Annotated in this window: 15 protein-coding genes, 3 pseudogenes and 2 riboswitches; of the genes and pseudogenes, 11 read left to right on the forward strand and 7 right to left on the reverse strand. The window is 70.9% G+C overall.

The window, feature by feature from the left end:
• Positions 1 to 7: 7 nt before the first annotated feature.
• Positions 8 to 1,414 (reverse strand): amidase, encoded by a 1,407-nt coding sequence (locus ACZ5CR_RS39020; RefSeq protein WP_468866762.1) that lies wholly within the window; start codon positions 1,412 to 1,414, stop codon positions 8 to 10.
• 181 nt (positions 1,415 to 1,595) lie between these two features.
• On the opposite strand from ACZ5CR_RS39020, the gene ACZ5CR_RS39025 reads away from it, so the two are divergent.
• Entirely contained in the window at positions 1,596 to 2,636 is a 1,041-nt protein-coding gene (locus ACZ5CR_RS39025; RefSeq protein ID WP_468866764.1) for a LacI family DNA-binding transcriptional regulator, read from the forward strand.
• A 65-nt stretch (positions 2,637 to 2,701) separates the two neighbouring features.
• On the opposite strand, the gene trxA is transcribed toward ACZ5CR_RS39025, so the two are convergent.
• Entirely contained in the window at positions 2,702 to 3,091 is a 390-nt protein-coding gene (gene trxA, locus ACZ5CR_RS39030; RefSeq protein WP_468866766.1) for a thioredoxin, read from the reverse strand.
• 144 nt (positions 3,092 to 3,235) lie between these two features.
• On the opposite strand from trxA, the gene ACZ5CR_RS39035 reads away from it, so the two are divergent.
• The gene (locus ACZ5CR_RS39035; protein ID WP_468866768.1) at positions 3,236 to 4,663 is read left to right on the forward strand and encodes a dihydrolipoyl dehydrogenase family protein; all 1,428 of its coding nucleotides are present in this window, start codon (positions 3,236 to 3,238) and stop codon (positions 4,661 to 4,663) included.
• Positions 4,664 to 4,799: 136 nt separating this feature from the next.
• On the opposite strand, the gene ACZ5CR_RS39040 is transcribed toward ACZ5CR_RS39035, so the two are convergent.
• Complete coding sequence (locus ACZ5CR_RS39040; protein ID WP_468866770.1) at positions 4,800 to 6,791, reverse strand: heavy metal translocating P-type ATPase; 1,992 nt, start codon at positions 6,789 to 6,791, stop codon at positions 4,800 to 4,802.
• A 103-nt stretch (positions 6,792 to 6,894) separates the two neighbouring features.
• Here ACZ5CR_RS39040 and ACZ5CR_RS39045 point away from each other — a divergent pair, with 103 nt between their 5' ends.
• From ACZ5CR_RS39045 to crcB (ACZ5CR_RS39055), 3 genes are read left to right on the forward strand one after another with little or no spacing between them, the layout of a single operon-like run.
• Positions 6,895 to 7,260: an ArsR/SmtB family transcription factor gene (locus ACZ5CR_RS39045; RefSeq protein WP_468866772.1), complete on the forward strand. Its 366-nt coding sequence runs from the start codon at positions 6,895 to 6,897 to the stop codon at positions 7,258 to 7,260.
• A 45-nt stretch (positions 7,261 to 7,305) separates the two neighbouring features.
• Positions 7,306 to 7,728, forward strand: a complete 423-nt coding sequence (crcB, locus tag ACZ5CR_RS39050) for a fluoride efflux transporter CrcB (RefSeq protein ID WP_468866775.1) — start codon at positions 7,306 to 7,308, stop codon at positions 7,726 to 7,728.
• 22 nt (positions 7,729 to 7,750) lie between these two features.
• On the forward strand, positions 7,751 to 8,125 hold the full coding sequence (gene crcB, locus ACZ5CR_RS39055) for a fluoride efflux transporter CrcB (protein ID WP_468866777.1): 375 nt from the start codon (positions 7,751 to 7,753) through the stop codon (positions 8,123 to 8,125).
• Between the two features lie 125 nt (positions 8,126 to 8,250).
• Here the strand turns inward: crcB (ACZ5CR_RS39055) and ACZ5CR_RS39060 are convergent, their stop codons facing one another.
• Complete coding sequence (locus ACZ5CR_RS39060) at positions 8,251 to 8,598, reverse strand: tetratricopeptide repeat protein (RefSeq protein WP_468866780.1); 348 nt, start codon at positions 8,596 to 8,598, stop codon at positions 8,251 to 8,253.
• Positions 8,599 to 8,793: 195 nt separating this feature from the next.
• Here ACZ5CR_RS39060 and ACZ5CR_RS39065 point away from each other — a divergent pair, with 195 nt between their 5' ends.
• Together ACZ5CR_RS39065 and ACZ5CR_RS39070 are read left to right on the forward strand one after the other, a co-directional pair.
• Complete coding sequence (locus ACZ5CR_RS39065; RefSeq protein ID WP_468866781.1) at positions 8,794 to 9,759, forward strand: pirin family protein; 966 nt, start codon at positions 8,794 to 8,796, stop codon at positions 9,757 to 9,759.
• A gap of 92 nt (positions 9,760 to 9,851) precedes the next feature.
• A complete protein-coding gene (locus tag ACZ5CR_RS39070) occupies positions 9,852 to 11,030 on the forward strand; it encodes a cytochrome P450 family protein (protein ID WP_468866783.1) in 1,179 nt (392 codons plus the stop codon).
• Between the two features lie 43 nt (positions 11,031 to 11,073).
• On the opposite strand, the gene ACZ5CR_RS39075 is transcribed toward ACZ5CR_RS39070, so the two are convergent.
• Positions 11,074 to 11,511 carry a hypothetical protein gene (locus ACZ5CR_RS39075; RefSeq protein ID WP_468866786.1) on the reverse strand — a complete coding sequence of 146 codons (438 nt, stop codon included), beginning with the start codon at positions 11,509 to 11,511 and terminating at the stop codon, positions 11,074 to 11,076.
• A gap of 211 nt (positions 11,512 to 11,722) precedes the next feature.
• Between ACZ5CR_RS39075 and ACZ5CR_RS39080 the strand changes: the two genes are divergently transcribed.
• Together ACZ5CR_RS39080 and ACZ5CR_RS39085 are read left to right on the forward strand one after the other, a co-directional pair.
• Positions 11,723 to 12,979 (forward strand): sensor histidine kinase, encoded by a 1,257-nt coding sequence (locus ACZ5CR_RS39080; RefSeq protein ID WP_468866788.1) that lies wholly within the window; start codon positions 11,723 to 11,725, stop codon positions 12,977 to 12,979.
• The gene (locus ACZ5CR_RS39085) at positions 12,967 to 13,614 is read left to right on the forward strand and encodes a response regulator transcription factor (protein WP_389906508.1); all 648 of its coding nucleotides are present in this window, start codon (positions 12,967 to 12,969) and stop codon (positions 13,612 to 13,614) included. The genes ACZ5CR_RS39080 and ACZ5CR_RS39085 overlap by 13 nt, the downstream gene beginning before the upstream one ends.
• Before the next feature lie 46 nt (positions 13,615 to 13,660).
• Here the strand turns inward: ACZ5CR_RS39085 and ACZ5CR_RS39090 are convergent.
• Positions 13,661 to 13,834 (reverse strand): annotated as a pseudogene (locus tag ACZ5CR_RS39090) (MaoC/PaaZ C-terminal domain-containing protein); the annotation flags it as partial.
• Between the two features lie 56 nt (positions 13,835 to 13,890).
• Complete coding sequence (gene metE / locus ACZ5CR_RS39095; RefSeq protein WP_468866791.1) at positions 13,891 to 16,212, reverse strand: 5-methyltetrahydropteroyltriglutamate--homocysteine S-methyltransferase; 2,322 nt, start codon at positions 16,210 to 16,212, stop codon at positions 13,891 to 13,893.
• A gap of 171 nt (positions 16,213 to 16,383) precedes the next feature.
• Positions 16,384 to 16,601, reverse strand: a riboswitch (cobalamin riboswitch).
• Between the two features lie 91 nt (positions 16,602 to 16,692).
• Here metE and ACZ5CR_RS39100 point away from each other — a divergent pair.
• Positions 16,693 to 16,782, forward strand: a pseudogene (locus ACZ5CR_RS39100) (3-hydroxyisobutyrate dehydrogenase); the annotation flags it as partial.
• A gap of 1 nt (position 16,783) precedes the next feature.
• Positions 16,784 to 17,113 (forward strand): annotated as a pseudogene (locus ACZ5CR_RS39105) (enoyl-CoA hydratase-related protein); the annotation flags it as partial.
• A gap of 79 nt (positions 17,114 to 17,192) precedes the next feature.
• Positions 17,193 to 17,390: riboswitch (cobalamin riboswitch) on the forward strand.
• Positions 17,391 to 17,409 lie beyond the last annotated feature (19 nt).

A 17,409-nucleotide genomic window follows, 5' to 3' on the forward strand; every position in this document is an offset into this window, starting at 1 on the left:
CCACGCCTCACGCGGCCGCCGTCGGCCACCGCTCGTACCAGCGCTGATCCGCCTCCAACTGGGCTGCCAGCGCTATCAGGCGCGGCTCGCTGCCCGCGGGACCGAGCAGCTGCGCGCCGACGGGCAGGCCTCCGGCCACCTGTCCCGCGGGGACGTTGACGCCGGGCCAGCCAAGGACGTTCCACGTCCACGCGTAGGGGCAGGCGGCGATCATCGCCTGGTCGGTGCGCCAGCCGCTGAGGGCGGCCATGGTGCCGATGCGGGGTGGGGGAGTGGCGGTGGTGGGGGTGAGGACGACGTCGTACGTGGAGAAGATCGCGCCGACACGGCGGTGTAGTACGGCTTCGGCGCGGCGGGACAGGCGCAGCGGGGCGCCGCCGAGGAGGCGTCCCATGCGGGCCGCCTCCTTGGTCCGCGGGTCGAGCAGGTGCGGGTCGGGGACCTCGCGGGCCCATTCGGTGATGCCGGCCGTGGCGCGCGGCAGGAAGCCGAGGCCGATCTGGCCGTAGCGCGGGTCGGCTTCCTCGACGTCGTGTCCGAGCGCGGCGAGCCGGTCCGCGAGGACGATGACCTTCCGGCGCACCACGGGATGCAGGCGCTTGGGGGTCGCGGTGAACGGCATGCGCAGGGAGAGGGCTATCCGCAGCCGTCCCGGTTCGCGGGTGGCCGCCTCCGAGGCGCGGATGGCGGGCGGCTTGTGCAGGTCACCGCTGTGATGGCCGCTCGCCGCGTCGAGCAGCAGGGCCGCGTCGGCGACGGTCCTCGCGAGCGGGCCGTTGACGGTGATGCCGTTGAAGGACTCGGGCCAGGGCCACGTCGAGATGCGGCCGCGCTGCGGCTTGATCCCGACCAGATGGGTCCAGGCGGCCGGGATACGCACCGAGCCCGCACCGTCCGAGCCAAGGGCGGCGGGGACGAGCCCCGCCGCGACCGCGGCCGCCGACCCGCCCGACGAGCCGCCGGGGGTGTGCCCCGTGTGCCACGGATTGCGGGTGTCACCGAACCCGGGCCCCTCCGTGAAAGGCCACTGCCCCAGCTCACACGTGTTGGTCTTGCCGATGATCACGGCCCCGGCCGCCCGCAGTCGGCGTACCGACTCGGCGTCCTCCTCCTTCGGCGGGAAGTCGCCACGGCAGCCGAACGCGGTCGGCTCGCCCGCCACGTCCGTGTCGTCCTTCACGGCGAGCGGCACACCCAGCAGCGGCCGCCCCGCCCCGCCGGACGCCAGCTCCCGGTCGGCGGCGTCCGCCTCGGCGAGCGCGGCCTCGGCGCGCACCACCTTGAAGGCGTTGAGCACGGGCTGCGAGGCCTCGATCCGCGCCAGCGTGCGCTCCGTCAGCGCACGTGAGGACACTTCTCCGGCGGCCAGCGCGCGGGCGGTGCGCGCGAGGCCGTCGGCACGGTCGGCAGTCATGTGGGGGCACCTTTGATCGACGGGCAGGTGCACGCACGCTAACCGGCACGGGAGGAACACGGTACGAGGGAAGGGCAGTTCGTGCCGCGCAGGGCGGCCGGGAGTGGTCCGACGCGGGTCAGGGGCGCCCCGGCGCCCGCCTGGGAGCGCCCCCGCGCCGTCTGGAAGTATGAGCCGCGCCATGGTGCAGATACCGAACAAGACCGCACAGCAGCCCGCGCAGTTCCCCGTGCCGACGAGCGCCGACGTGGCGCGTCTGGCGGGGGTCTCGCGCGCGACCGTCTCGTACGTCCTGAACAACACGAGCGCCGTCCGTATCAGCGAGCCCACCCGCCGCCGCGTCCACGAGGCCGCCAAGGAGCTCGGGTACGTCCCGCACGCCGCCGCCCGCAGCCTGCGCGCCGGGCACACCCGTGTCGTCCTGATGCCCACGCCGCAGATCCCGGCGGGACCGCTGTTCAGCGAGTTCTTCAACGAGCTCCAGTGGGCGCTCAGCCGGTTCGACTACACCGTCGTGCAGTACGGCAGCCTCGGCCTGACCGGCGAGGACGCGGCCCGCGCCTGGGCCGAGCTGCGCCCGGTGGCCGTCCTCGCCCCCGACGCGCTGGGGCTGGGCGCGCGCGGAGTGAGCGTCCTGAAGCGGTCAGGTGCCAAGGCCGTCTTCACACTGGGCCCGCAGCGGGCCGAGGGCGCGCACGCGCTGCTCATGGACCAGCGGCTGGTGGGTGACCGCGCCGCGGCGCACCTTCTGGAGCGCGGCTGTCGGCACATCGGCGTCGTGATTCCCGAGGAACGGGGTCTTGAGTCCTTCGCGCGCCCGCGCGCCGAGGGAATGCGCCGCGCACTCGCTCAGCACGGCCAGGACGCCACGATGACCGAGCTGCCCCTGGCCTACGACGAGGAGTCGGCGGCCCGCCTCGCGGCACGCTGGCGCACGCTGGGCGTCGACGGGGTGTTCACGTACAACGACGAGTACGCGATGCTGCTGATGCGGGCGCTGCAGGACGAAGGCATCGCCGTCCCCGAGGGGACGGCGATGATCGGCGCCGACGACTTGATGCTCGGCAGGCTCCTGCGGCCGCGGCTCAGCACGGTCCGCATCGAGCTGCCGTCGGGTCAGAAACTCGCGGAACTCGTCGACCGGGGCGTGCGTGACCCGGGCATGGAGCCCGAGGTGCACGACGTGCTCGGTGCGACGGCGGTGCACCGCGAGTCCAGCTGACCCTTCTGTTCAGAGGGCTTCTCTGCCTTCTCCGCTCAGGGGTCTTCCCCGTGGTGCCGTCTTCCTTACTGTTCCTGCGCCTCAGCCTTGGCCTGCTCCTCGGCGACGGACTTGCGGACCTCGTCCATGTCCAGCTGCCTGGCCTGCCCGATGACGTCCTCGAGGGCTGCCTCCGGCAGCGCGCCGGGCTGTGCGAACACGGCCACCTGGTCGCGGACGATCATCAGCGTCGGGATCGACTGGATGCCGAAGGCCTGAGCGAGCTCAGGCTGCGCCTCCGTGTCCACCTTGCCGAAGACCATGTCGGGATTGCCTTCGGCGGCCTTCTCATAGACGGGCGCGAACGACTTGCACGGACCACACCACTCCGCCCAGAAGTCGATCAGGACGAATTCGTTGTCCGTGACCGTCTGGTCGAAGTTTTCCTTGGTGAGCTCCACAGTCGTGCTGCTCATGGTGTTACCTCTTCCTGCTGCTGTCGGTCGGAGCCGCTGTGCACAACGGCTCGGGCGGCAGACGTATTCCACGCGCTCACCCGGGCTCGTTCCGCGCGCGTACCCATGTGGCCACGTCGCACACCTACGACCACACTGTCTTCCATGACGGATTCGAAGACGTACGACGTAGTGGTCCTTGGCGCGGGTCCCGTGGGGGAGAACGTAGCGGACCGGGCCCGGGCGGGCGGTCTGAGCGTGGCGATCGTGGAGAGTGAACTCGTCGGGGGCGAATGCTCGTACTGGGCGTGCATGCCGAGCAAGGCGCTGCTTCGCCCGGTCATCGCCCGGGCGGACGCCCGCAAGGTGCCAGGACTGCGGCAGTCGGTGCAGGGGCCCCTGGACGCGGCGGCGGTCCTCGCGCACCGGGACGACTACACATCCCACTGGAAGGACGACGGCCAGGTCGGCTGGCTGGAATCGATCGGCGTGACCCTCCACCGAGGCCACGGCCGCATCGCCGGAGCACGCAAGGTGACCGTCACGGGCTCCGACGGGACCGAGCAGACCCTCACCGCCCGCCACGCGGTCGCTGTGTGCACAGGCACCCGCGCCGCGCTGCCGGACCTGCCGGGCATCGCCGACGTGAAGCCGTGGACGAGCCGCGAGGCCACCAGCGCGGACCATGTGCCCGGTCGGCTCGCGGTGGTCGGCGGCGGTGTCGTCGCCGTGGAGATGGCCACCGCCTGGCAGGCGCTCGGCTCGCAGGTCACGCTGCTCGTGCGCGGCGAGGGGCTGCTGCCGCGCATGGAGCCGTTCGCCGGGGAGCTCGTCGCCAAGGCGCTGCGGGAAGCGGGCGCGGACGTCCGCACCGGCGTCTCGGTCACGGCCGTACGCAGGGAGAACGGCACCGTCACGGCGACCCTGACCGGTGGCGACACCCTCGAAGCCGACGAGATCCTCTTCGCCACGGGCCGCGCCCCGCGCACCGACGACCTCGGCCTGGAGACGATCGGCCTCGACCCGGGCTCCTGGCTGCCGGTCGACGAGAGCCTGCGGGTGCAGGGCAGCACCTGGCTCTACGCGGTGGGCGACGCCAACCACCGCGCGCTCCTCACCCACCAGGGCAAGTACCAGGCCCGCGTCGCGGGCGCCGCTATCGTCGCCCGCGCCCAGGACGTCCCCCTTCTGGAGACCGACCGCTGGGGCGCGCACTCCGCCACCGCCGACCGTGACGCCGTACCCCAGGTGGTCTTCACCGACCCCGAGGCGGCATCGGCGGGCCTCACCCTTGAGGAAGCGGAGTCCGCGGGCCACCGCGTGCGCGCCGTGGACTACGACATGTCGGGCGTGGCGGGCGCCGGCCTCTACGCGGACGGCTATGAAGGCCGTGCCCGCATGATCGTCGACCTCGACCGGGAGGTCCTGCTCGGCGTGACCTTCGTGGGCCCTGGCGTCGGCGAGCTCATCCACTCGGCGACGGTGGCGATCGCGGGGGAGGTGCCGATCGACCGGCTGTGGCACGCGGTTCCGGCCTATCCCACGATCAGTGAGGTGTGGCTGCGGCTCCTGGAGACCTATCGCGGGGCGTAGCCGGCACGGCGCCCGGAGGCGCTCTGCCGTTTGATCCGGGGTCCGTCACCCGCAGTGGTGACGGACCCCGGTGTCTTGTGGGGTCAGCGTCCGAAGGCGGCGGGAGGCGGCGGGAGGCGGCGGGGTGGCTGCCCGCTCAGGCCCCCGCGTCCCGCCACGCCGCGTCCCGCAGCAGCCGCAGCCCGTTGAGCCCCACGAGCACGGTGGAGCCCTCGTGGCCGAGCACGCCGAGGGGGAGCGGCAGGCTGCCGACCAGGTCCCAGGTGACCAGGACGGCGATGAACGCCCCGGCGATCACCAGGTTCTGCGCCACGAGCCCGCGGGCGCGCCGGGACAGGGCGATCACCTTCGGGACGGTGGCGAGTTCGTCCCGCACGATGACGGCGTCCGCGGTCTCCAGGGCCAGGTCGGAACCGGCCCGGCCCATCGCGATGCCGGTGTGGGCCGCGGCGAGGGCGGGTGCGTCGTTGACGCCGTCCCCGACGACCAGGACCCTGCGTCCCGCGCCCTCCGCCTCGCGCACCGCCGCGACCTTGTCCTGCGGAAGGAGCCCGGCCCGTACGTCACTGATGCCGACCTCCGCCGCGACCCGGGCCGCGGCTCGCGCGCTGTCGCCGGTGAGCAGCATCGGAGCCCTGCCGGTCAGGGACTCCAGGGCGGTCACGGTCGCCGCGGCGTCCGGGCGGAGGCGGTCGGCGATGCCGAGGACGCCCACGGGAGCCCCGTCGCGCAGCACGAGCACAGCGGTCTGGCCACTGTCGCCCAACTGCCGTGCGCGTACGAGGACATCCGCGCTCGCCGTGTCGCGGGCGTCGCCGCCCGGCGGAGTACCGAGCAGCCGCGCCGGAGCCCCCACCTCGACGGCGGCGCCTCCGACCGTGGCGCTCACCCCGACACCCGGCGCCGATGCGAAGTCCGTCACCGGTGGAATGTCCATGCCGCGAGCGCGTGCCGCACCCACGACAGCGCGGGCCAGGGGATGTTCACTGCGGTACTCGGCGGCTGCCGCGAGCGCGAGGAGGGTGTCGTCGGTCAGGTCGCTGCCGGGGAGCGTGTGGACGGCGGTCACCCGCGGAGTTCCCCCGGTCAGAGTGCCCGTCTTGTCGAGGGCGACCGCGTCCACCTGACCCAGACGCTCCATCACGACGGCGGACTTGACCAGCACGCCGTGCCGCCCCGCGGTGGCGATCGCCGAGAGGAGCGGCGGCATGGTGGCGAGCACCACCGCGCACGGCGAGGCCACGATCATGAACGTCATGGCCCGCAGCAGGGCCCCGGTCAGGTCGTCGCCGAGCGCCAGCGGCACGGCGAACACCGCGAGCGTCGCGACGACCATGCCGAGCGAGTACCGCTGCTCGACCTTCTCGATGAACAGCTGGGTCGGCGCCTTGGTCTCCGACGCCTCCTCGACCATCGTCACGATCCGCGCGATCACCGAGTCAGCCGCGTCACGCCCGACCCGCACCCGCAGCGCACCCGCTCCGTTCAGCGTCCCCGCGAAGACCTCGTCCCCGGCCTCCTTGGCGACCGGCAGCGGCTCCCCGGTGATCGTTGCCTGATCGACGTCACTGGCACCCTCAAGCACCTCGCCGTCCGCGCCGACCCGCTCACCAGGTCGTACGAGGATCACGTCGCCGACCCTCAACTCGGCCGTGTCGAGAGTCTCTTCCCCCTCTCCGTCGGTCAGCCGCGTGGCCGTGGTGGGCGCGAGGTCGAGGAGGCTGCGTACCGAGTCGGCGGTGCGGGCGGTGGCAAGGGCCTCGAGCGCGCCGGACGTGGCGAAGATGACGATGAGCAGCGCCCCGTCCATCACCTGCCCGATCGAGGCGGCGCCGAGGGCCGCGACGATCATCAGCAGGTCCACGTCCAGGGTCTTCTCGCGCAGCGCCCGCAGCCCGGCGAGGGCGGGTTCCCAGCCCCCGGCGACGTACGCGACGGCGTACAACGCACCCCACGTCCAGGAAGCGGCCCCCACCAGCTGGAGCGGCAGTGCGAGCAGGAACGCGACCGTTGCCGCCGACGCCCAGCGGGCCTCGGCGAGGGCGAGGACACGGGTGCGGCGGCGTGGAGCCGACGCCGGGCCGGTGGAAGGCCTCTGGTCGGAGCGGGGGAGCAGGGCAGTGGGCATGACGAAGGAACCCTTCACGGGCTTGGAAGCGGCAACGTCCACACCGTACAGGAATGAATGAACAGCTTTTCATGTGTCATGGCGTCATCGCTAGGATGACGCCATGGGTCACGGAGTCGACGACAAGAGCACCGCCACCACGCGTGAACGCCTGGACGCCGTGGGGGCGGCCGACGTCGCCGCCACCCTTCAGGCCCTGGCGACACCCTCACGGCTGCTGATCCTCGCCCGCCTCCAGGAGGGTCCCTGCGCGGCCGGAGACCTGGCCGAGGCGGTCGGCATGGAGCAGTCGGCCTGCTCCCACCAGTTGCGCCTGCTGCGCAACCTGGGCCTGATCGCCGGCGAACGGCACGGCCGCTCCGTCATCTACGCCCTCTACGACCACCACGTCGCCGAACTCCTCGACCAGGCCCTCTTCCATGTCGAGCACCTGCGCCTCGGTCTGCGGGACGTACCGGCGGGCGGCTAGCCTGAGGCTGATCTTCAGCGGCGGTCTCTTGGTTCCGTACACGTGATGCGGGTGATGCAGGTGAGGGAGCACGGCGTGTGGCCCGTGGTGGCGGTCGTGGCCGTCGGCGGCGCGATCGGCGCGTCCGCCCGCTACGGCACGTCTCTGATCTGGCCCACCGCTCCCGACGCCTTCCCGACGGCGACGCTCCTGGTGAACGTCGTCGGATGCGCGGTCATGGGCTTCTTCATGGTGATCCTCACCGAGATGCGGACGCCGCACCGCCTGCTGCGGCCCTTCTTCGGCACCGGCGTGCTCGGTGGCTTCACCACGTTCTCCACCTACGCGGTGGACATCGAGCGTCTGGTGGAACACGGTCACGCCCGCAGGGGCCTCGCCTATCTCGGACTGACGCTGCTCACGGCCCTCGCGGCGGTGTGGAGCGCGTCGTGGGCGACGCGCCGCGTCGTGGCGTGGAGTCGGCCATGACGGACCGGAACAGGGAGGGCCGGTGAACTGGATCTGCGTGATCGCGGGGGCGATGATCGGCGCCCCGCTGCGGTTCCTCACCGACCGTGCCGTGCAGGCCAGGCACGACACGGTCTTCCCGTGGGGGACGTTCGCGGTCAACGTGGTGGGCAGCCTGGTCCTCGGCGTGCTCACCGGCGCGATCGTCGCGGGCGCCGCCTCCTCCCACACCCAGCTGTTCCTCGGTACCGGCCTGTGCGGCGCCCTGACGACGTACTCGACCTTCTCGTACGAGACGCTGCGGCTCTCCGAGGGCGGTGCCCGGTTCTACGCCGCGGTCAATGTCGTGGCCAGTGTCGTCGCGGCGCTCGGCGCGGTCTTCGTGGGCGTCGCGTTGGCGGATGCGGTGTGGGTGTGACGGGCTGGGCCGGGAGATCTGGGTCGGAGATACGGGTCGGGAGATACGGCCAGGGCGCCGATGGCCGCTGCCATCGGCGCCCTGGCGGAGCGTGACCGGTCTGGAGGGCGGTCACGAACCGGCGATCAGGCTTCCGCGAAATCTCCCGAGAGGGCCGCGGCCATGCGCAGGTGCGGGGCCGCGTCCGCGTCCCGTCCCTGCCGCTCGAGCGTGCGGCCGAGGAGCAGCCGGGCGTACTGCTCGACGGGGTCGAGCTCGATGACCGTCCGCAACTCGGTCTCAGCGCGCCGCAGTTGCGCCGAGTGGTAGTAGGCGCGGGCGAGGAGCAGACGCGGGGCGACCTGCTCCGGCACCTCGTCGGCCAGGGTGCCGAGGATGCGCGCCGCCGTGGCGTACTCCTTGGCGTCGAAGAACTGCCGCGCGCGCTCCCAGCGCTCCGCCGCGGTTCCGTGGTCGTAGTACGTCGTGTCCACTGTTGCCTCCTTCGAGCCCTCCAACGACCCCAGGTAGTTAAAAATTCCACTACCTCCTTCCACCAACTACTTCCGCTGACCGCTCCGCTGATTCGCTGATCATTTCCCCCGCCACGGCACCGGTGCGGCGGTTCTTCCGGAATGACCGGAGCGCGTGCCTGACGGCAGGTGCTCCACGGGTCTAGGTTGTGCGGCATGAGCAATCTTGATCGCGAGCCGGTCCCGTCCCTGTGCGGCGGACGCGGGTTCGTCGTCGCCGAACCGGTCCGGGAACTCCTCAGCCCTCGAAAGGTCAAGCTCGGTCAGTCCACGGAGGTCCGCCGTCTGCTGCCGAACCTGGGCCGCCGCATGGTCGGCGCCTGGTGCTTCGTGGATCACTACGGCCCGGACGACATCGCCGACGAACCCGGCATGCAGGTGGGCCCCCACCCGCACATGGGTCTGCAGACGGTCAGTTGGCTGCACGACGGCGAGGTCCTGCACCGCGACTCCACGGGCAGCCTCCAGACGATCCGCCCCCGCGAACTGGGCCTGATGACCTCGGGCAAGGCGATCTCGCACTCCGAGGAGAGCCCCAGATCGCACGCCCGCCTCCTGCACGGCGCGCAGCTGTGGGTGGCACTGCCCGACGTCCACCGCAACACCGACCCGCGCTTCGAGCACCACGCCGAGCTGCCCCTGGTCACGGCCCCCGGCCTGACGGCGACCCTCATCCTGGGCACGGTCGACGGCACCACCTCGCCCGGCACGACCTACACCCCGATCGTCGGCGCCGACCTCACCCTGACCCGCGACGCCGACGTACGCCTCCCGCTGAACCCCGACTTCGAGTACGCCGTCCTGTGCATGTCCGGCGAGACCCGGGTGGACGGCGTCCCCGTACTGCCCGGCTCGATGCTGTACCTGGGCTGCGGCCGCACCGAACTGCCGCTGCACGCCGAGTCGGACGCGGGCCTGATGCTGCTCGGCGGAGAGCCGTTCGACGAAGAGCTGATCATGTGGTGGAACTTCATCGGACGCTCGAACGAGGACATCGCGCAGGCCCGTTCGGACTGGATGGCCGGCTCGCGCTTCGGTGAGGTGAAGGGGTACGACGGCGAGCGCATCCCTGCGCCGGACCTGCCGCCGGTGCCGCTCAAGCCGAGGGGACGGGTGCGCTGACCATCGGGTTCCGGCCCTACCGTGTACACGGACCGAGTTGGGCGTTGTCCCTGACGATGGTCAGCCGGAAGTGATGATCGGAGCCCGAGAGCATGACTGACCCGACGCAGGATCCCCGCTTTCTCCAGGACCCGTATCCCACTTACGCGGCCATGAGGTCCACCTGTCCGGTGCAGCCTCTGCCCACCGGCTCCGGTGGGTACGCCGGTTACCTGGTCACCGGCTACGCGGAAGCGCGGGAAGCCCTCGGCGACGCTCGGCTCTCGAAGGACACGGCCGCGTTCTTCGCGGACAAGGGGTCAAAGCGCCGTCTGCACCCCGCGGTTGCGCACAGCATGCTGGCCAGTGACCCGCCCCAGCACAGCCGGTTGCGCAAGCTGGTGACCGGAGCATTCACCACCGGGGCCGTCGCAGCGCTGCGTCCCTTCATCGACCGAGTCACCAACGACCTGCTGGATCAGTGGCCCGCAGGCGAGCAGGTCGACCTCGTCGCCGACCTGGCGGTGCCGTTGCCCGTCATCGTGATCTGCGAGCTCCTCGGCGTACCGGAGGCGGATCGAACCGACGTTCAACGCTGGTCCGGAGAGTTGTTCGCCGCCGGTAGGCCCGACCTCATCGACGCGGCATCACACGCCATGGCCGACTACATGAGCGGCCTCATCGCCGCCAAACGCGCGCGTCCGGGCGATTCACTCCTCGACCGTCTCATCTCGGCGCGCGACGGTGACGACCACCTCGGCGAGGAGGAACTGGTCTCCCTCGCCGTGCTGCTTCTGGTCGCCGGGCACGAAACCACCACCAATTTCCTCGGCAACGCTGTCCTGGCGCTGCTCCGGCACCCTCACGAGCTGGATCGCCTGCGGAGGAATCCGGGCGATGTGCCAGCCGCACTGGACGAGCTGCTCCGATTCGATTCGCCCGTCAGCACAGCCACTTTCCGGTTCACGACAGAGGCTCTCCATCTCGGTGGCACCGAGATCCCAGGAGGTGCCCCCGTGTTGGTGTCTCTCGGCGCCGCCAACCGTGACCCGCAGCGGTTTCCCTCACCCGACCAGCTCGATCTGAACCGGGACGCCGCCGCCCATCTCAGCTTCGGTCACGGCATCCACCGCTGTGTCGGCGCTCCCCTGGCGAGGGCCGAGGCGGAGATCGCCCTACGAGCCATCTTGACCCGGTTCCCAGGAATCCGCCTTGCCGTATCGCCCGATCAACTTGAGTGGCGGCGCACCCGCCTTGTTCGTGGGCTGGTGTCGCTCCCCGTCCGGACGTGAACAATCAACTCTCCCGGATTCCGTCCCTCCCGGTCAGCAACGGTCAGCACCGGTCGGCGGCGGCGCGCAGCCCGCGTCCGTTGACGATGAACGCGGTCGCGCCGATGGTGAGCGCGCAGACGATCTGCAGTGCGACGAACCACGTCGGCAGAGCGCCGGGGATCATGTCGATCGCGATGATCGTGATCGGCATGACGATCGAGATGACGCGCACGCGCAGATAGGCCCATCGTGCTCCCCTTGCGGCGAGGACGGTCAGCCAGTACGTCACGGCGGCGCTCGCGAGTACTCCGGCCGACCGGCCCCACATGAACGAGGTCACCGTCTGTCCGGTGAGTGCGAGGGCGGCGACCGTGATGAGGACGGCGGCGCTCAGCGCGCCGTAGGCCGCCACGAGGATCTTCGCCCTGCCGAAGTCCCTGGCGCGGTAAGGGTGGTTGAGGTGAGTGGCCTTCGCCGTGCTGGTGCTCGCGGTTTCCATGTCTCGTTCCTCTGCTCGTGATTCTCTGCTCGTGTCGCTGTCCGGTGTCGACGTTAGGAAGCGCAGGAGAGGCGCGGTATGGGTCTGGGCGTAGAGGAGGGTGGGCCTTGACCCACTTCTGAGCCGACCCGGGAGGGAGCGGGCACTGTGCCGTGCACAGTGGGACCACCGAGCCGTACCGGTCACGGTTCATGAAGCAGAAGGAAGGGTCATGCGACAGTTCGTGTCGTGGGCGGCAAGTGCCTGCGTGGGGTTCGTCCGGGCATGTGTGGTGGTGGTCGTCAGCATGCTGGTTCCGGCCGTGTGGGCCGCTGCCGTGGTGCTGGGGATCTGGTGGGGGGCGGGAAACCCGTGGTCGTGGCTCGCGCCGGTCGTGCTGGTGTGTGTGGGCACGTTCGCCCTGTCCCGCCCCGTCTGCCGGGTGTTCCGCTTCCTCGTCGTGAAGTGGACGGCCACCGTCGTTCCCGCCGGGTACCGGCAGGCCGAGCCGGTGGTACGGATGTCCACCGGGTACTGGTGGAACGGTTTCTCCTACGAACGCACCCGCCGCGACGCCCTCATGGACCAGAGGTGGCGGATCCGGTGGAACGACCCGGCGAACTGGCGTGACCTGCGCTTCACGGCGATCGCGCCGCTCACCGCGGGCGTGATCGCGGCTATTCCGCCGGCCGGAGTCGCCACGGCGGTCATCGGGTTCGGCCAGTCGGCGCTTTTCGCCCGCCTTGTCGGGGTGCTCGGCCTGGCCGTGGCCGTCGCGAGCGCTCCGTACGCCTGGCGGTCCGTCGAGCCGGTGGCCGCGCGCTTCCTGCGCGCCTCGCCTGCGATGGTCCTCGCGGACCGGGTGGATGAGCTGACGGCCCAGCGTGCGGACACCACCGTCGTCCAGGCCGCCGAGATCCGCCGGATCGAACGGGACCTGCACGACGGAGCGCAGGCCCGCCTTGTCGGGCTCGGGCTTGCTCTCGTGACCGCCGAGAAGCTGATGGAGACCGACCCCGACCAGGCGAAAGCGCTGATGCGGGAGGCGCGAGCGGGCGCCACCACCTCACTGACCGAACTCCGCGAACTGGTCAAGGGAATCAACCCGCCGGTACTCAACGACCGCGGGCTCGTCGACGCCGTACGCGCGCTTGCCCTGGACAGCCCGCTCGAAGCGACCGTGAGCGCCGGCGTCCCGCTGCGCCTCGACCCGCCGATCGAGTCCGCCGCGTACTTCGGCATCGCCGAACTGCTGACCAACGCGGTCAAGCACGCCCATGCCACCCGGGCACAGATCACCGTCGCGCGGGACGACGCAGGCCTCGTCGTCGACGTCGAGGACGACGGAAGAGGCGGCGTGAGCGCCCGAGCAGGTGGGGGACTGGAAGGGCTGCGCCGCCGTCTCGCGGTCTTCGACGGCACTCTGGAGATCACCAGCCCGGCAGGGGGCCCGACCCGGGTGAGGATGATGGTGCCATGCGAATCGTAGTAGCCGAGGACCTCTACCTTCTGCGCGACGGAATGGTCCGCCTCATCGAAGCGTGCGGACACGAGGTGGTGGCGACGGCGGCCACCGGCCCCGAGACGCTCGACGCGCTGCTGACCTGGCGCCCGGACGTCGCCGTCGTCGACGTCCGCATGCCGCCGACCCAGACGGACGAGGGCCTGCGTGCGGCTCTTGCCGCCCGCCGCGAACGGCCCGGCCTGCCGGTCCTGGTTCTCTCCCAGTACGTCGAACAGCTCTATGCCCGCGAGCTGTTGGCCGACGGCACCGGTGGCATCGGCTACTTCCTCAAGGAGAGCGTGTTCGACGCCGACCAGTTCATCGACGCCCTGGAACGCGTCGCTTCCGGCGGGACTGCCATGGACCCGGCCGTCATCGCGAAACTGCTGTCCAGCGGGTCATCGAACCGGCGACTTGAACGGCTCACCGAACGCGAACACTCCGTGCTCGCCCTCATGGCCGAAGGCTTGTCCAATCAGGCCATCGCGCGTCGGCTCTTCCTGAGTGACAGCGCCATCAGCAAGTACACCACCTCCCTCTTCGGCAAACTCGGCATCACCGATGACGACAACAACAACCGTCGCGTCCTCGCCGTCCTCACCTATCTGAACAACCCCTGATGCCTGAACAACCTCTGACGCGGGCTTCTCGGGCGCAGAAGCGGGACGGGGCTCCGAAGGGTCCCTGGGCGGCCTTCTCGGGGTCGGTGTGGATCCACTGGTGGTCGCCGGTCGCGTCGGCGAAGGTGTCGATGCGGCCCTGGCCGACCTCAAGCCAGTCGGTGACGCCGCAGCTCGCTTGCGACCGCTCCGCGAGGCCGGAGGCCCGGGACCGGCTCATGGCGGAACGGGGCGGCCGTTCGCCCTTGAACGACCGCCCCGACTGGTGCGTTCGGGTCAGGAACCCGTGGGCAGCTCCGCCCTCACCTCGCGTGCCGCCGCGACCAGGTTCTCCAGGGACGCCCTGGTCTCGGGCCAGCCGCGGGTCTTGAGACCGCAGTCGGGGTTCACCCACAGGCGCTCGGCGGGGATGGCCTCAAGTCCCTTGCGCAGCAGGGCCGCTGCCTCCTCTGCGCTGGGGACGCGCGGGGAGTGGATGTCGTAGACGCCGGGGCCCGCCTCGCGCGGGTAGCCGTGCTGGGCGAGTTCGCGGGCCACCTGCATGTGCGAGCGGGCGGCTTCCAGGCTGATGACGTCGGCGTCGAGGTCGTCGATGGCCTGGACGATGTCGCCGAACTCGGCGTAGCACATGTGCGTGTGGATCTGAGTGTCCGGGCGTACGCCGCTGGTGGTGAGGCGGAACGACTCGGTGGCCCAGTCCAGGTAGGCGGCACGGTCGGCGGCCCGCAGCGGCAGCGTCTCGCGCAGTGCGGGCTCATCGACCTGGATCACCGAAGTGCCTGCCGTCTCAAGGTCGTCGACCTCGTCGCGCAGAGCGAGGGCGACCTGGCGCGCCGTGTCGCCGAGCGGCTGGTCGTCGCGGACGAAGGACCAGGCGAGCATGGTGACCGGGCCGGTGAGCATGCCCTTGACGGGGCGGTCGGTGAGGGAGTTGGCGTAGGAGGTCCAGCGCACCGTCATCGGCTCGGGCCGCGAGATGTCGCCCGCCAGGACCGGCGGTCGCACATAGCGGGTGCCGTACGACTGGACCCAGCCGTGCTGCGTGGCGAGGTAGCCGGTGAGCTGCTCGGCGAAGTACTGCACCATGTCGTTGCGCTCCGGCTCGCCGTGCACCAGGACGTCGATACCTGCCTTCTCCTGGAAGGCGAGCACCTCGCGGATCTCGTTCTTGATGCGTTCCTCGTAACCGGCCGTGTCGATGCGTCCGGCACGCAAGTCGGCCCGGGTGGTTCGCAGTTCGGTGGTCTGGGGGAAGGAGCCGATGGTGGTCGTGGGCAGTTGGGGGAGGCCGAGGCGGGTCCGCTGGGCCGCCGCACGCTCCGGGTAGGCGTGGGCGCGGCGGGCATCGGCGCCGGTGACGGCGGCGACGCGGGAGCGTACGGCCGGATCGTGGGTGAGCGCCGAGCCAGAGCGGGACGCCAAGTCGGCGCGGTTGGCGGACAGTTCGGCTGTGATGGCGCCCGTACCCTGGGCCAGGCCGCGGGCCAGGGTGGCGATCTCGGCTGTCTTCTGGTGCGCGAAGGCCAGCCAGCGGGCGATCTGCGGGTCGATGTCCCGTTCGGCGGTGGAGTCCAGCGGTACGTGGAGGAGGGAGCAGGACGCCGAGACGTCGACCCGGTCGGCGAGACCCAGGAGCGTGCCCAGCGTGGAGAGAGACTTCTCCAGGTCGTTGATCCAGATGTTGCGGCCGTTGACGACGCCCGCGACCAGACGCTTGCCGGGAAGACCGCCGACGGCGGCGAGATCCTCGAGCTGGCTGGCCGCGGCCTCGGTGAAGTCGAGGGCGATGCCCTCGACCGGCGCCTTGGCGAGCACGGGCAGCGCCTCGCCGAGTCGGCCGAAGTACGAGGCGACAAGCAGCTTCGGGCGGTCGGTGAGGGCGCCGAGGTCGCGATAGGCGCGGGCGGCGGCATTGAGCTCGGCCGGGGTGCGGTCCTGGACCAGGGCGGGCTCGTCGAGTTGCACCCACTCCGCGCCCGCCGCGCGCAGGTCGGCGATGACCTCGGCGTACACGGGCAGCAGTCGGTCGAGGAGAGTGAGCGGCTCGAAGTCGGCCGCGACGCCGGGCGCGGGCTTGGCGAGCAGCAGATAGGTGACCGGGCCGACGAGGACGGGACGGGCCGCGAGGCCGAGCGCGAGGGCTTCCCCCAGCTCGGTGACCTGCTTGGCGGAGTCGGCGGTGAAGACGGTGTCGGGGCCGAGCTCCGGCACGAGGTAGTGGTAGTTGGTGTCGAACCACTTGGTCATCTCGAGCGGCGCCACGTCCTGGTTGCCGCGGGCCATCGCGAAATAGCCGTCGAGCCTGTCGGTGTCGACAGCCTCACGGTGTCGCTGGGGGACGGCGCCGACCATGACGCTGGTGTCGAGGACGTGGTCGTAGTACGAGAAGTCACCGGTCGGCACCTCATGGATGCCGGCGGCGGCCAGATGCTGCCAGGTGGACCGGCGCAGCTGCGCCGCGGTCTCCCGGAGGGCGTCAGCGGTGACGCGGCCCTTCCAGTAGCCCTCGACGGCCTTCTTCAGTTCCCGGTCGGGGCCCTGGCGGGGGTAGCCGTACACGGTGGACCGTGCTGCCGCGGCTGCGGACTTCGGTGTCACGGAAATCTCCTTCGCGAGATGACTCCTTGAGATCCCGGAGACGGGACACGGACGCGAAGGGGTGACGAACCGGGCGGACCGAACGCGCGCCATCGGCGCGGTGCTGCGGTACTCCACCTGATCTGTACGCCGACCCGCCCACGAGGTCACCGGGATGTCCGCACGTGAGGGGTCACGTACGGGCAACGGGCAGGTCTTCGGACTCGCGGGCACACCTGCCGAGGCAGGTTCCTACTGGCCGTCGCTTCCCGGATCCGCGCTCGGATCCAGTGCGTATGACGGCGGTCGTTCCCACTCACCGCTGCGGGGCAGTCCCGGATTCCCACCGGGTTCCCTCTTGCGACGCGTCTGCCTGGCGGGCAGGGCGAACCAGCTGCACTGGTCAGGCTAAGGGGTGGTCGGCTTCTTGGGCAGTGCTGATCACATTCCGGACCGTGAGGTGAGACACGGATCCACGGAGTGGGGGTCGCGCGAAGGGGCGCGGAACGGATCGAGGCGGGCCCGCTCCTGACGGTCATGGGCAGGAAGACGGTGCACTGTGGCGGACCCGGCGCCGGTCAGGCGGCGAAGAATGGAGATGTGCCTGACCGGTCGCACCATGGACGCAGGGGAAGCGGAGCGGGCCGGGCTCGTCTCGCGCGTGGTGCCCGCCGGTGAACTCGTCGGTGAGGCCCTCGCCGTCGCCGAGGCCGTCGCAGGGATGTCCCTGCCCGTCGCGATGATGGCGAAGGAACCCGTGTCCCGGGCCTTCGAGACGACCCTCGCGGAGGGCGTGTGCTTCGAACGCCGCCTCTTCCACGCCGTGTTCGCGACCGCGGACCAGAAGGAGGGCATGGCCGCCTTCGTCGACAAGCGACCGCCCGGCTTCACGCATTCCTGCGGCCTGAGGTCTGAGACCTGAGGCCTGACCAGGGGCGTACGCCCCTGGTCGTGTGCGTTGGCGCGTGCCACAGCCGCGGCCGTCCCGCAAGTTGTCAGGAAACTCGGTCGCGCACTATGGTCACCACGCCTTGGTGAACGGGAAATCCGGTGTGATGCCGGTGCGGCCCTCGCCACTGTGATCGGGAAGTCCGGCTCCAGCCCTCGCGGCAGCCACTGGGTGCGAACGCATCCGGGAAGGCGGAGTCCGGTCGGTATGACCCGTCAGCCAGGAGACCGGCCAAGGCGCGTTGTCCATCCACGAGGTGCTGGAGAGGG

It is taken from the genome of Streptomyces sp. NPDC031274 (assembly GCF_055570235.1).

Coding starts and splice junctions, on each gene's coding strand:
- ACZ5CR_RS39020 (WP_468866762.1), bottom strand. CDS start 1,414: ATGACTGCCGACCGTGCCGACGGCCTCGCGCGCACCGCCCGCGCGCTG.
- ACZ5CR_RS39045 (WP_468866772.1), top strand. CDS start 6,895: ATGGGTCACGGAGTCGACGACAAGAGCACCGCCACCACGCGTGAACGC.
- ACZ5CR_RS39085 (WP_389906508.1), top strand. CDS start 12,967: ATGCGAATCGTAGTAGCCGAGGACCTCTACCTTCTGCGCGACGGAATG.
- ACZ5CR_RS39025 (WP_468866764.1), top strand. CDS start 1,596: ATGGTGCAGATACCGAACAAGACCGCACAGCAGCCCGCGCAGTTCCCC.
- ACZ5CR_RS39070 (WP_468866783.1), top strand. CDS start 9,852: ATGACTGACCCGACGCAGGATCCCCGCTTTCTCCAGGACCCGTATCCC.
- trxA (WP_468866766.1), bottom strand. CDS start 3,091: ATGAGCAGCACGACTGTGGAGCTCACCAAGGAAAACTTCGACCAGACG.
- ACZ5CR_RS39035 (WP_468866768.1), top strand. CDS start 3,236: ATGACGGATTCGAAGACGTACGACGTAGTGGTCCTTGGCGCGGGTCCC.
- ACZ5CR_RS39065 (WP_468866781.1), top strand. CDS start 8,794: ATGAGCAATCTTGATCGCGAGCCGGTCCCGTCCCTGTGCGGCGGACGC.
- ACZ5CR_RS39075 (WP_468866786.1), bottom strand. CDS start 11,511: ATGGAAACCGCGAGCACCAGCACGGCGAAGGCCACTCACCTCAACCAC.
- crcB (WP_468866775.1), top strand. CDS start 7,306: ATGCGGGTGATGCAGGTGAGGGAGCACGGCGTGTGGCCCGTGGTGGCG.
- ACZ5CR_RS39080 (WP_468866788.1), top strand. CDS start 11,723: ATGCGACAGTTCGTGTCGTGGGCGGCAAGTGCCTGCGTGGGGTTCGTC.
- ACZ5CR_RS39040 (WP_468866770.1), bottom strand. CDS start 6,791: ATGCCCACTGCCCTGCTCCCCCGCTCCGACCAGAGGCCTTCCACCGGC.